The sequence below is a fragment of the Soonwooa purpurea genome (assembly GCF_053891095.1).
Genome location: NZ_JBSSMA010000005.1, coordinates 172,254 through 185,943 on the forward strand (window position 1 = coordinate 172,254; position 13,690 = coordinate 185,943).

The window sequence follows — 13,690 nt, forward strand, 5'->3', positions numbered from 1 at the left end:
AACTGAATGAATCCAAAACTAAAAACATTTCTATTCTTTATAATTGGAGCTTTTGCAGGCATCACGACGATGTATTTGATAAAGCCACCACAATCTTACGATAAAAACGAAACGGTAAAAACTGAACAACAACAACAAAAAGTTGGTGTTAATCAAAAAGAAATTAAAAATCAGTTTCAGAAATATCAAAAATCTGATGCCGATTCGTTAAGCCAGGCGGAAGAATTTGCCTATAAAGATAAATCGATTGATGATTTGACGGAAGAAAAATTAGTCATCGATTATCTAAAAAAACACCACAAACTTCCACATTATTACATCATTAAAAAAGAAGCTAAAAAACAAGGCTGGGAGCCGAGCTCTGGTAATCTTTGTGATGTTTTGCCGGGACGAGCAATTGGTGGCGACAAGTTCAGTAACCGCGAGAAAAAACTGCCTTCCCGAAACGGAAGAATGTATTACGAAGCCGATGTTAACTACGACTGCGGACATCGCGATGCCGACCGACTGGTGTACAGCAATGATGGATTGATCTTCTTAACACACGACCATTATAAAACTTTTGAACAACGATAATTTATGGAAAATAATATATACATAGACTTTGTAGAACTTGGCGACTACGAAGACTTTTATGAAGTTTTAAAAACGAAATTGCCTTTGCCAGATTATTTTGGTGATAACCTTGATGCACTTTTCGATATTATTTCAGGAGAGTTAACAATGCCTTTACACATCGAATTTGTAAATTTAAGTGTGGATCAATTGGAAACTTTTGATGAGCTAATTACAACTTTGGAAGATGCTGAAGAAGAGGTGGAAGGTTTTACGTTTAGCTATTTTTTAGAACAGTTTGAGGATGATGAGGATGGCGATTTAGAAGACGATTTAACAGATTAATATGATAAGAAAAGCCCAATTAGACGATCTGGATCAACTGGTGATTTTGTTTAATAATTACAGAAAATTTTATGGAAAAACGTCTGATATAGAGTCCGCAAAAGATTTTCTGAAAGCACGAATTTCTAAACAAGAATCCGAAATTTTTGTGGCAGAATATGAAGGTAATTTAAGAGGCTTTGTACAATTGTTTCCAATTTTTTCTTCTACAAGAATGAAAAAATATTGGTTGTTAAATGATCTTTTTGTTGATGAAAACTCTAGAGGACGTCAATTTTCTAAAGCCTTAATCGAAGCAGCCAAACAACTCTGCATTGATACAGAATCTTGCGGAATGCTTTTAGAAACTGGAAAAACGAACAATGTTGGAAATCATTTGTATCCAGCTTGCGGTTTCAAATTGTATGATGAGGTTAACTTTTATGAATGGACAAATCCCCAATAATATATAAAATGACAGATTTTGAAAAATACATTCAAGCTTATTTAGATCTTGTTCCTTCCGAAAATTGGATTGAAGAAATGGATTTTGCAGGAGCAAAAACTTTTGAGTTTTATAGTCAATTATCAGAAGAGAAAAGTCTTTTTGCGTATGATGAAGGCAAATGGTCGCTGAAAGAATTGTTGCAACATTTGATAGATACAGAAAGGGTTTTTAATTATCGTGCATTGACTTTCGCGCGCCAAGATAAAGTGGAGCTTCCTGGTTTTGATGAAGAATTATGGGCAAAAAATTCTGAAGCTAATGATCGCGCTTTGGAAAGTCTAATCGATGAATTTTCGTTTGTTAGAAAAGCAAATGTTTTATTTTTTGAAGGTCTTTCGGATGAGGCTTTGTCACAAACAGGTCTTGCCAACGGAAATTCGATACAAGTGGAAACCACAGGAAAACTGATTGTTGGACACAATATTCATCATCTTAATATTATCAAAGAGCGTTATGCGCCAAAAATGTAGGATTAATTGTTAACTTCAAAAGTTTTCAAATAAGCTTTAATATCGGGAAAGAAAATATCAAATTCTTTCCCGATTTCTTTTTTGTTGTCCAAAAAAACTTGAAAAACAGGTAAATCTTTATTCAGATATTGTGCTTTGTTCAAGACATTCTGAATACTGAATTTGATGCCCCAGTCTTGTCGATAATTGTACAGCCAATTGTCTTCTTCCATTTTGATGAGCATTCTTTTAAAATTTTCAGGAAGCCATTCTTCGTGATCCCAAAGAGTTTTATAAACTTTTTTTGAATGCTCTAACAGTAGGTTTTCTTTCATGGAATGTGCAACATAAAAATCAAAAGCGACATCTACAAAAGCGCCAGCATACAATCTTACCAAGGGACTAAAGATCTTTTTTGCGGCAGAAACTGCGGGATGCGTATCTGTAAAACTGTCAATCGCACGATGTAGTTTTATACCTTCCTGGATTTCTAAAGGGAAATTCTTGCGTTCATTGTTTTTAATGAAATCAGCAATCATATTACCCACGAGTTGCCCGTCGGTAAAGGAAAAATAGGAATGTGCGAGGTAATTCATGGGCTTTTGTGTTCGTATTTGGAAGCGTTGTTAGGGCTCAAAGCCCTAACAACGCTCAGTAATTAATAATTTTTAAAGTTGAGATTAGCATAACTAAAATTTTCGATATCTTCAAATAAGGAAATGACTTTTTCTGTGTCTATAAGTAATGAGGTTTTATTTAAAATTTCTAAAAAAGAAGAATATGGGTAACTTATTATATCGTCTGAAATATTATGTTTTTTAGGATTGTTATGGATGTATAGAATGCTATTGATAAGATGATCTTGCGTTTTTAATAGTTTTCTTCGAAATGGCAATTCAAATAGTTTTCCTGTCCGAAGCTCTTGTTTGTTAATTGCTTGTGTATAGCTATTAAACGTATTTGAGAATTTTTGACTGATAATTTTCGAAATATCAAAAGACTCGTTGTTATTTTTCTGTCGAATTTCTTTTTCAGATTTTGTTTTAATAAGTAAGTGGAAGTGATTACTGGCTAAACAATATGCATAAATTTCTGCTGTTGTAGAAATTTTTTCTTTTAATAACTTCAAAAAGTAAAAGTAATTTTTTGGCAAGAAAAAGATTTTTTCACCATTTATACCACGATTATAAATATGATAAAAAGAATCGGTGTCCAAAGGGTATACGTTTGTTTTCATCTTTTTTGTTTTGTGTTTTGGGAGCATTGTTAGGGCTCAAAGCTTTAACAACGCTTGGTTTCAATAATGTAATTTAAACTCGTTCCGCATTTTCACTCATTGTATTTCATGAATATGAATAACGTGTTTGTTTATACTTATTTTCAGTATGCTATTGAATAATTTTTGTCTTGCTTTGTGTTTAAATTATCGCAATGTTAAACAAAGTTTTATTGAAAAAAGTCCTTTTAAAGATAAATAATGGTACTTCGTTTTATATAAGTAATACTGGAATAATGAAATAATGATGATGATCAGTTAATTTTACTTTATTTCAAAATATACCATGGTTAAATTAAATTTAAAACAAAATATCTACAAAATCTTCAATCTTTCCAACTTCTTGAATTTTGATACCAAATTTACGCTTCGGAATTTTATTTAAATTAGAAATAAAAATACATTCATAACCTAATTTTTCGGCTTCAGAAATACGCTGTTCCGCATGTGGAATAGGGCGGATTTCACCACTTAAACCAATTTCTCCAGCAAAGCAAAACTTCTCCGAAATGGCGATGTCTTCATTGGATGATAAAATAGAAGCGATAACTGCTAAGTCCAAGGCAGGATCATCGGTCTTGATGCCACCAGTAATATTGAGGAAAACGTCCTTGGCGCCTAATTGAAAACCAGCTCTTTTTTCTAATACTGCCAAAAGCATATTTAATCTTTTAGAGTCAAATCCCGTCGAGCTGCGCTGTGGCGTTCCATAAACCGCTGTGGAAACCAAAGCCTGAATTTCCAATAACATGGGGCGATTGCCTTCCAAAGTAACAGCCACCGAATTTCCAGAAAGTTCTTCAAATTTTTTGGTTATTAAAATTTCTGAAGGGTTTTTAATCTCTTTTAGACCTTGGGAAATCATTTCGTAAATTCCGATTTCTGCGGTGGAACCAAAACGGTTTTTGTTGGCGCGAAGTAATCTGAACAAATGATTTCTGTCGCCATCGAAATTAAGAACGACATCTACCATGTGTTCCAAAACTTTTGGACCTGCAATTTGACCATCTTTGGTGATATGGCCAACCAAAAATACGGGTGTATTGGTTTCTTTCGCAAATTTGATGATTTCTCCAGAACATTCCCGAATTTGAGAAACTGTTCCTGGAGAACTTTCAATCATGCTAGAATGCAGTGTTTGTATGGAGTCGATGATGATAAAATCGGGTTTGAGTTTTTTTGCTTCGTGGAGAATTTTGTCCACAGAAGTTTCTGTAAAAAGATAACATTCGGGATTTTGTAAATCGGTAAGTCGGTCTGCGCGCATTTTGATTTGTGAGGCGCTTTCTTCCCCAGAAACATAAAATACTTTTTTGCGCATCTTGAGTGCCAGTTGGAGCAACAAAGTTGATTTTCCTATGCCTGGCTCGCCGCCGATAAGTGTGACAGAGCCTAAGACAATTCCGCCTCCTAGAACGCGGTTGAGTTCTTCACTAGGTGTAGAAATTCGGGGTTCTTCTTGTGCATTAACTTCGATAATGTTAATGATGTGTTGCTTTTTGTCGCCTGAATAGTTTTTGGATGTTGATTTTTCAACAACTTCTTCAATAAGTGTATTCCATTCGCCACAATTTTTACATTGGCCGTGCCATTGTGGATATTGGCTGCCACAGTTTTGGCAGTAATAGACGGTTTTGAGTTTTGCCATTCTGTAAAGTTACTATCTAATTTTTAAAAATAAAATTTTCTTTTGTATCCTAAATCCTTAGCCCCGATGGAAGCGGCATCCTTTTGGGGTGGCGTGAGGCGGCGGAGCGTAGCGGAGCCGTCCGAGCGACACTCTAAAAGATAAAGCTGAGAGCGGGAAATAGCTCCTAATAAAAAACGGCAACCTAAGAAAGATTGCCGTAATTTTTTTAAATTATCAACTATTAGTTTTTGATAAATTTAAGATTTGATATTTCGTCACCATTAGAAATTTTGATGACATAATTGCCAACTGGAAGCGGTTGTACATTGATGCTTTGGTTGCTGGCTTTACCAGAAAGTACCACTTGGCCACTTACATTTATAATTTGGTAAGACATCTCACCTGATTTTTTAGCTTGGATGTTGATAATATCTTTAACTGGGTTAGGGTAGATGTTGAAGGCATTGTTTTTGTTAATGTCAGAAACTGCCATGTTAGTTTCTACAAATTTCAAGGTGTAATCTTCAACTTGTCCGTATGTGAAAGACTCACAAGCTGTTGGTATCGCATTGAATTTCATCGACACTCTCATTCTCGTATTTTTATTAACGACTGCATTCGCAGGAACTTTTATTGAGCCAACAATAGGTGTTGTTGTTGATGCGGCCTTACTAAATGCTTGTTCTCCAGTGTCTGAGAAGTCTCCATCGGCATTCCAGTCAATATAAACAGCGTATCCTTCGTTATATGATGAACTTGTCCATTTTGGAGTAATTTTGATTTCGTAAGTTTTGCCTTGTTCTAATGTAGTGGAAATGTCTGTGAAATCTTCGTAACCAGCTGTTCCTGTACTTAGATTGTCTATGGTGTTAAATTGTACGCGATTAATTTTTTCGTCATTTGTATTAGAACTTGTTGATGTGCAATATTCTGCTTCGTCTGTAGTTGTTACAATTGCGATGTTGCTTGCTGCGGAGATGTTATTATAACCGTCAATAGCTTTTACAGTAAAGCTATAAGTCGTAAGGCGTGTAAGTCCTGTAACATTGTAGGTCAATTGCGTGGTTGTTCTAGCAATCTCTGCACCATCTTTGTAAACGATATAGCCTGCCATATCGTTGTCATCTGTAGAAGCTCCCCAAGTTAGTTTTGCGCTAGTGCCTTTAATATTACTAGCTGCTAAATTAGTTGGAATTGTCGGTGGCGTCGTATCTGGTGTTGACAAATATTTTACCCCAATCCCAACAGCATAAAATGCGTCTTGCACAGCAATCATCTCTGCAGAGTTTTCTCCATACAATTCTTTCGCTACTTGAATTCCAAAGTCTCTCGTGTTTTTATAGTTTGAGTTAGCAGTAAGATAAGTCGTTTCTAGTTTGTAAACAATTTGTTCTGCTTTTTCCCAGCCAATACCTGTAACATTGTAAGGTTTTCCAAGGTCGTTAGTTCCTGTTTTTCCCATTACAAGAATGTAAAACCAATGGTTAAGAACGCCACTGTTATAATGTACACCACAGTTATCATTGGTCCAGCTACTTGGCGTAATACATCCTTCTTCAACAGTTGCTGGATACCAATTGGTTCCTCTATAAGTGTCTGGTTGAGCGGATAATCCAGATTTTGGATTGCTCATTGATCTTAAATAATTAGGCGATGTTTTAACGATATCTTCACCAATTAAAAAAGCTTGCTTTTCTGGTGCGTATTTGTGTTCTACAATTGCGCCCCAAATATCTGAAAAACCTTCGTTAAGTGCTCCTGACTCTCTTTGATATGCTAGATTGGCAGAATATTCGCAAACACCATGTCCCAATTCGTGTGCTGTAACATCGAATGCGGTTAAGGGTTTGAAAGTCGTTGCGCCATCTCCATAAATCATTTCGCTACCTGTCCATCCTGCATTTTCATAATTACTACCATAATGAACATAACTATTTAGTATAGCTCCCGCGTTGTTATAGCTATTGCGATTGAAAGTGTCTTTGAAGTAATCGTAAGTTTTTTCAACACCCCAATGTGCATCCAATGCAGCATTGTCAAAAGTGCTATTGTCGTGTTCCGCAGCAGTCCAATCGTTATTATTATCAACAAAATCTACGGCACTTCCTATGCTAGAGCTTTTTTTAAGATTTTTTGTAACAACGCCACCGCCACGTGTCGTATCGTTCAGAATATATTTACCACTATTGGTACCACTTGTAGCAAGTGTTGTTTCTATTTGACGAGAGCCACTATATCTTGTTGCCGCAGTTCCCGCAGCAAAAAGAATAGGTTGTGTAAAACTATCTTGAAGTTTGATAGGTTCTTCTTTAGCGATGTTGTTGGTTGGAAGATTGTTATGCAAATTAGCATGTTTCATAATGGCATTATATCCTAAGATAGCACCACTAGAAGCATCTACATAGACCCAACCTCTGCTAATAGGCATAGCCGCATATATGTCAAATTTGTACGCTAATATCAATTTGTAATCACCATTTCCAGATGAAATCGGTAATAGTACTTTTTGACCAACAGGTTTTTTGTATCCAGAAGATGCAGAATAGGCTTGGTCTTCCCACATATATGAGGAAGCGTTCACGTATTTTTTAGCTTTGTTAAAAGCCTGTTCTTCTGTTATTGAAATCTTAGTTTGTGCATCATCGGTTTTAAAAATTTCACCATTCATGCTGGTAAGCTCACCATTCTTGTAATGTAGATTATAAGAACCAAATTCAACAGGGATATTATCAAAATACATTTGGTATTTTTCATCTTTGAATTTTCCAGATTTGTCAACCTCTGTAGAAGTCAATTTCATACTAGTTTTAGATGATAAATTAAGATACTGTTGAAATAAATTTTGGGCTGTTACAGATGAAAGACCGTTTCCTGAACTAAAGCTTATTAAGCTGGGTGTTCCGTTATCATGAAGAATTTTTTCACTGATATTATTCTGTGCATTCAAATTTGCAGATAGAAACAAAACACCAATAAAACCGAGACTAAGTAGATTTTTTCTCATTTTTTAATTATTTGTAAAGTGATTTATGGTCGCCGCAAATTAATAAAAAAATATGAGTTATATCATTAATGATTATTTTTTTTCAAAAAAGTCCAAGATTATCAAGTAGTTGTTGCAATAAAACTTAATTTTTTACTACTTGCTTAGATTAATTAAAATCAATATGGAGATGCTTTACATTCCTATTAGCTTTAGGAATTAAATATTCTTCTAATCGAAGTTTATCTCCTTATTTTAATTTTTTAAGCTGTGTTATTAGGAAGAATTGACAAAAAAAATCCCTTCTATTAAAAGGGATTTTATGTTAAAATTATTTCTTTTCAGGAATGTTTTGAAGAATGTCTTGCAAGAACTTCCAGAATTTTTGTAGCGAGGAAATACTTGCTCTTTCGTCTGGCGAGTGCGCACCTTTTATAGTAGGACCAAAACTTACCATTTCCATTTTTGGATAATTGGTGCCGATAATTCCACATTCCAAACCTGCATGACAAGCGACAACCATTGGTTTTGCACCGAAATTTTTTTCATAAATATCTGTCATAATTTGGATGATTTCTGCGCCAGGATTAGGTTTCCAACCAGGGTAACCTCCTGCTAGCTCTGTGGTTAATCCATTGCTTTCAAAAGAAGAAATCAACTGTTGGGCAACTTCTGTTTTTGTAGATTCTACAGAAGATCGCGTTAGGTTAAGGATTTTAACGGCGCCGTCTTTTACCTCGATTCTAGCAAGATTATTAGACGCCTCGACCAAGCCTTCAACATCTGGACTCATTCGGAAAACACCATTATGCGCTGCGTTTAATGCAAAAATAATGCTTTTAGAATCTGCATTTGATAAAGCTTTTTCTGTAGTAGATGTTTTATTGATTTCGATGATTAAATCTTTTTCAATGCTTGCGAATTCTTCTAAAATGTTTGTTTTTAAATTTGATAAAACGATTTCAACATCTGATATATTTGAAACCTTAATGACTGCTTTGGCTTCTCTTGGAATGGCATTTCGTAATCCACCACCATCGATACTGTTAATTTGAACATCAAATTTTAATGTTTCAAATAAAAATCTTCCTAAAATCTTGTTAGCATTTCCAAAGCCTTTGTGAATATCCATTCCAGAATGTCCACCTTGCAGACCTTTAATTTGGATTTCTAAGCTTTCACCTTTTACGTTTTCTGTTCCGAAGCTTGCAGTTGCAGTTATATCAACGCCTCCTGCACAGCCAATGTCGATTTCGTCATCTTCTTCGGTATCTAAGTTTAAAAGAATATCGCCATGTAGCAAGCCGCCTTTCAGGCCAAGTGCGCCAGTCATTCCGGTCTCCTCATCTATTGTGAAAAGTGCTTCCATTGCGGGATGCGGAATGTCGTTGCTTTCCAAAATTGTCATAATTGTAGCCACTCCAAGGCCATTGTCCGCACCAAGTGTCGTACCTTTTGCCCTAACCCAATCACCGTCAACATACATCTGGATGCCCTGCGTGTCAAAGTCAAAATCAACATCGCTATTTTTTTGACAAACCATATCAAGGTGCGATTGCATTACAATAGCTTGGCGGTTTTCCATGCCTTGTGATGCGGGTTTGCGGATAATAACGTTGCCAACTTCGTCAACTAATGTGTCTAATCCTAAATCTTCTCCGAATTTTTTGATGAATGCTATTACGCGTTCTTCCTTTTTGGAAGGACGCGGTACGGCGTTCAGCAATGCAAAATTCTTCCAAATATTTTTAGGTTCTATTTGTGAATATTCCATTATATAATTTTAAAAAAGCTAATTTACGGAAACTAATGTAGCTATTACTAGTTTTTGAATATTTTGATTCAAAAACTGGTTTTAAATGAGGATATTTATTTGGTTTAAATTTAAAATAAATCCTTCCTATTATTAATAAGAAGGATTTATTTCTAGTGTTCAATCAAATTATGCTGAATAGCAAAGCGTACAAGTCCAATAGAGTTTCTGATGTTTAACTTTTGAAAGATATGTCTTCTGTGGGTTTCAACAGTGTTAAAACTTATAAAAAGACGATCAGAAATCTCTTTGCTATTGCAACCTTCACAAATAAGTTGAATAACTTCTAATTCGCGATTGGTAATACTGTCGAGGATTTCGTTGAGGGGAAGATTCTTATGAGAATTAGGTGTGTTAAGTAAAGATTGCATGATTTTCTCTCTAAGCTCTTCGCCCACATATTCTTTACCGTTTTTAATACAAGTCAAAGCTTCCACAACGGCTTTGCTATCGTTGTGTTTTTCTACAAAACCATCTATTCCTATCTGGAATAAATCGGTAATTCTTTTGAGTTTGTTTTCTCCGGTAAGAATTAAAATTTTTGTGTTTTCCCGAAGTTTTTTGATGGATTTGATAAGGTCAGCAGAGTTTTCGTTTTCAAAAATAATTTCTGTAATGACCAGGTCTACGTCATTATTTTCTAGCCAATTACAAGCTTCTGACGAGGAATTTGTGTGACCAACTATTTCAAAGCCTTTTTTGCGGGTTAGCAACGAAACTAAGCCATCAATAACAATTTGATGTTGGTCGATAATGTAAATTTTCATTTGGTTTTTTTGGTTTTTAGTTTATATATATGGTTTTTGTGTTTATGGCGACATAATTTTATAATTTTTCTTATTTTTTAATCTTTCAAGGAGGTGCAAGTTAATGATTATTAATGATATTGGAAATAAAAACTACACATTTATCCATTTTTTTTCAATTAATTTCATCAAAAAATCAGGACATTTGATAATCTTATTATCATCGGCTCTCAAAAAAAATAATGTGGTGGAGGCTTCTGTTATTTTTTCATCGACATCATTATAAATTTCGTAGTCGAAAATAATTCTTACCCCAGGTTTTGTTTTTATACTGGTTTTTATATGTAGAATTTGGTCATAAAGAGCGGGTTTTAAATATTTAATTTTATATTCGGAAACGGGAAGAAGGATACCCATTTTTTCAATCTCATCATAAGATATTCCAAGTGAACGAAATAGCTCCACGCGTGCCACTTCGAAGTAGGTTGCATAGTTGCCATAATAGACGTAACGCATAGGGTCTGTTTCTGCGTAACGTACTCTTATTGAGGTGTTTGTGTGTATCATTTTAAGTCGATATTAATACATACAAATATATTTTTTAATAAGCAATAGAGCAAAAATTTTTTTTTATAAATTATAATTAGATATTTGTCTTCCCTATAAAAAAATGCCTAATCTGGTAAAAAAGCAGCTCTGAAAATGGATGAAAATTTAAATTTAATTTGGGATAAATGCCTTCAGTTTATGAGAGATAATCTCAATGCAGCGGAGGATCATTCTGACCTTAAGAAATTGGAAAATTCTTTTGATTTATTATTTGATAAAGTTAAACCATTATCTTTAGTGAATCATAATTTAACGTTATTTGTCCCAAGTGATTTTTATAAAGAATATATTGAAGAAAATTACTTGTCTTTGTTATCTGCTGCACTTAAAAAATATATTGGAAAAGGTGTTAAACTTTGGTATTCTGTTATGGAAAACAAGCCTACAGGACAAGAAGCGCCAATTACAGTTAATGTAAAAGGCAACAGCACACAAACACCAAAAATCCAGGAAGCATTACCAGTTCAGAAAGAAGTTAACATCAATCCTTTTGTAGTACCGGGCATCAAAAAAGTGAATATTGAGTCTAACCTAAAAGCAGATTTGTCTTTTGATAATTTTGTAGAAGGTGAGAGCAATAAGTTGGCTGCAACAGTAGGGAAAACCATTGCAAAACGTCCTGGCTCGACAGCTTTTAACCCTTTATTTGTGCATGGTGGTTATGGTGTAGGGAAAACGCATTTGGCACAAGCTATCGGATTAGAAGTTAAAAACTCTTGTCCAGATAAAGTGGTATTGTACCAATCTTCAGAAAAATTTATTCAAGACTTTATAAAAGCAGCGAAGTCTCAAAACAAAACAGATTTCCAAAATTATTATCAATTGGTTGATGTTTTAATCATTGATGATATTCAGTTTTTGTCAGGAAAAGCGGCAACACAAGATAGCTTCTTCCATGTTTTTGATTATCTCCACCAAAACGGAAAACAAATTATCTTAACATCTGATAAAGCGCCAGCCGATATTATGGACATACAGGAACGTATTGTTTCTCGTTTCAAATGGGGATTAACTGCAGAGATCAAATCACCAAACTTCGAGACAAGACGCCAAATTATCGTTGATAAACTGAGTCGCGATGGGATTGTGCTAACAGATGATATGTTGGATTTCTTAGCAACGGAGGTGAAAACCAATGTTCGCGAATTGATGGGCGTTATCAATTCTGTGATTGCATATTCTACGGTTTACAAATCGGATTTAAGTTTAGAACTTTTAAAAGAAACAATCAACAAAATTGCAACGACTCAAAAGAAAACCATCAATATTCCCTATATCCAAGAAGTGGTTTGCGAATATTTTGGAATCAACAGAGAGTTGCTGTTGTCAAAATCTAGAAAAAGAGAAATTGCTTTGCCAAGACAGTTAGCTATGTATTTTGCTAAAGAATATACCAATTCTACATTTACCAAAATAGGCGAAGAAATGGGCGGAAAAGACCATTCGACGGTCATGTATGCTTGCGATACCATTCGCGACGTATCAAAGATTGATAAAGAAATTAAAAAATACATCAAAGATTTGAAAGAGCGTATCAATCATTAATCGATGTAAAATAATACTATAAAAAGGGTTTAAAATTTTTTAAATCCTTTTCTTTTTTTATAAATTCATCACATGAAAATTTTAATGCTTTGTTTAGGGAATATTTGTCGGAGTCCTTTAGCTGAAGGTATCTTAAGAAGTAAACTTTCTAGCGATCATGAGATTGATAGCGCCGGAACTATCGCTATGCACGAAGGCGAAAAGGCCGATAAGCGTTCTATAAAAACGGCTGACAATCATCATATCGACATTAGCGAGCATCGCTCAAGACCAATTACTTCGAAGGATTTTGATGATTTTGATCGTATTTATTGTATGGATCTTCATAATCTTGAAGATGCTATTTCTATGGCAAAGACCAAAGAACATCGTCGAAAAGTAAGCTTGATTTTGGATGTTTTGGAAACGGGGAATGATAACGAAGTTCCGGATCCGTATTGGGGCGAGATGTCCGATTTTGAAAAAGTTTATCAAATGTTAGATAAAGCCTGTGACATCATCGCAAAGGATATTAAACTTAATTTTAAAACCAACTAAATGCTGTATTTATTACCTGCGTATTTGTCAGAAAATTCACCGATTGATTATTTTGCGCCGACAATCCGTGAGATTATTATGAATCTAGATCATTTTTTTGTGGAAAACGAAAAAACAGCGCGTCGCGTGATCAAATTTTTTGCACCCGAAAAAAAACAATCCGAATTAAAACTTTATGTACTCGATAAATATTCCGAAACTGCAGATTTAAAAGACGCGCAAGAGTTAATGAAATCGGATGTCAATTTTGGTTTGTTGTCAGAAGCTGGACTGCCGTGTATCGGTGATCCAGGAAATATCATGGTGAAATGGAGTCACCAACATAACATAAAAGTTATTCCTGTCAATGGACCAAGTTCTTTTGTTTTGGCTCTGGTGGCGAGTGGTTTCAATGGGCAACAATTCAGTTTTAGTGGTTATTTAGCAATCGATAAACAAGAAAAGAAAAAGCAAATCCAACATCTCGAATCTTTGATGCAAAAGACAGGTTTTACCCAAATTTTTATGGAAACGCCTTATCGTAACAATCAGATGTTGGAAGACTTGTGCAAATTTCTTTCGCCACAGACGCAGTTGTGTGTCGCCACCAATATCAACGATCCAGAACACGAGTTTATAAAGACAAAATCGATTAAAGATTGGTCAAAACAAAAACCAGATTTACATAAAATTCCTGCTGTTTTTTTGATAGGAAAATAACAGATTAAAAACACCA

Annotated in this window: 14 protein-coding genes; 7 read left to right on the forward strand and 7 right to left on the reverse strand. The window is 34.7% G+C overall.

Annotated elements, in window-relative coordinates:
• Nucleotides 1-6: 6 nt before the first annotated feature.
• The 4 genes from ACVFVN_RS06665 to ACVFVN_RS06680 are packed head-to-tail and all read left to right on the forward strand — an operon-like array spanning nt 7 to nt 1,857.
• On the forward strand, nt 7-576 hold the full coding sequence (locus tag ACVFVN_RS06665) for a ribonuclease domain-containing protein (protein ID WP_456234703.1): 570 nt from the start codon (nt 7-9) through the stop codon (nt 574-576).
• A 3-nt stretch (nt 577-579) separates the two neighbouring features.
• Entirely contained in the window at nt 580-900 is a 321-nt protein-coding gene (locus tag ACVFVN_RS06670; RefSeq protein ID WP_165137395.1) for a barstar family protein, read from the forward strand.
• Between the two features lies 1 nt (nt 901).
• Nucleotides 902-1,345 carry an N-acetyltransferase family protein gene (locus ACVFVN_RS06675; protein ID WP_456234704.1) on the forward strand — a complete coding sequence of 148 codons (444 nt, stop codon included), beginning with the start codon at nt 902-904 and terminating at the stop codon, nt 1,343-1,345.
• 8 nt (nt 1,346-1,353) lie between these two features.
• Nucleotides 1,354-1,857, forward strand: a complete 504-nt coding sequence (locus ACVFVN_RS06680) for a DinB family protein (protein WP_456234705.1) — start codon at nt 1,354-1,356, stop codon at nt 1,855-1,857.
• Nucleotides 1,858-1,859: 2 nt separating this feature from the next.
• Here ACVFVN_RS06680 and ACVFVN_RS06685 read toward each other — a convergent pair whose 3' ends face one another.
• The 7 genes from ACVFVN_RS06685 to ACVFVN_RS06715 all read right to left on the reverse strand — a co-directional run bounded on the left by ACVFVN_RS06685 (nt 1,860) and on the right by ACVFVN_RS06715 (nt 10,851).
• Entirely contained in the window at nt 1,860-2,432 is a 573-nt protein-coding gene (locus tag ACVFVN_RS06685; protein ID WP_456234706.1) for an acyl carrier protein phosphodiesterase, read from the reverse strand.
• A gap of 62 nt (nt 2,433-2,494) precedes the next feature.
• Nucleotides 2,495-3,073, reverse strand: coding sequence for a transposase (locus tag ACVFVN_RS06690; protein WP_456234707.1), 579 nt, complete (start codon nt 3,071-3,073; stop codon nt 2,495-2,497).
• 340 nt (nt 3,074-3,413) lie between these two features.
• On the reverse strand, nt 3,414-4,760 hold the full coding sequence (radA, locus tag ACVFVN_RS06695; protein WP_456234708.1) for a DNA repair protein RadA: 1,347 nt from the start codon (nt 4,758-4,760) through the stop codon (nt 3,414-3,416).
• 223 nt (nt 4,761-4,983) lie between these two features.
• Complete coding sequence (locus ACVFVN_RS06700; RefSeq protein WP_456234709.1) at nt 4,984-7,746, reverse strand: M4 family metallopeptidase; 2,763 nt, start codon at nt 7,744-7,746, stop codon at nt 4,984-4,986.
• Between the two features lie 310 nt (nt 7,747-8,056).
• Nucleotides 8,057-9,499, reverse strand: a complete 1,443-nt coding sequence (locus ACVFVN_RS06705) for an aminoacyl-histidine dipeptidase (RefSeq protein ID WP_456234710.1) — start codon at nt 9,497-9,499, stop codon at nt 8,057-8,059.
• Nucleotides 9,500-9,651: 152 nt separating this feature from the next.
• Nucleotides 9,652-10,305, reverse strand: a complete 654-nt coding sequence (locus ACVFVN_RS06710) for a response regulator (protein ID WP_456234711.1) — start codon at nt 10,303-10,305, stop codon at nt 9,652-9,654.
• Nucleotides 10,306-10,437: 132 nt separating this feature from the next.
• Nucleotides 10,438-10,851: an acyl-CoA thioesterase gene (locus ACVFVN_RS06715; protein WP_456234712.1), complete on the reverse strand. Its 414-nt coding sequence runs from the start codon at nt 10,849-10,851 to the stop codon at nt 10,438-10,440.
• 135 nt (nt 10,852-10,986) lie between these two features.
• Here ACVFVN_RS06715 and dnaA point away from each other — a divergent pair, with 135 nt between their 5' ends.
• From dnaA to ACVFVN_RS06730, 3 genes are all read left to right on the forward strand, one after another.
• The gene (gene dnaA / locus ACVFVN_RS06720; protein ID WP_165130355.1) at nt 10,987-12,438 is read left to right on the forward strand and encodes a chromosomal replication initiator protein DnaA; all 1,452 of its coding nucleotides are present in this window, start codon (nt 10,987-10,989) and stop codon (nt 12,436-12,438) included.
• Nucleotides 12,439-12,510: 72 nt separating this feature from the next.
• Nucleotides 12,511-12,975: a low molecular weight protein-tyrosine-phosphatase gene (locus tag ACVFVN_RS06725; protein WP_456234713.1), complete on the forward strand. Its 465-nt coding sequence runs from the start codon at nt 12,511-12,513 to the stop codon at nt 12,973-12,975.
• Nucleotides 12,976-13,674 carry an SAM-dependent methyltransferase gene (locus tag ACVFVN_RS06730; protein WP_456234714.1) on the forward strand — a complete coding sequence of 233 codons (699 nt, stop codon included), beginning with the start codon at nt 12,976-12,978 and terminating at the stop codon, nt 13,672-13,674. It begins immediately after the preceding gene.
• Nucleotides 13,675-13,690: the final 16 nt, after the last annotated feature.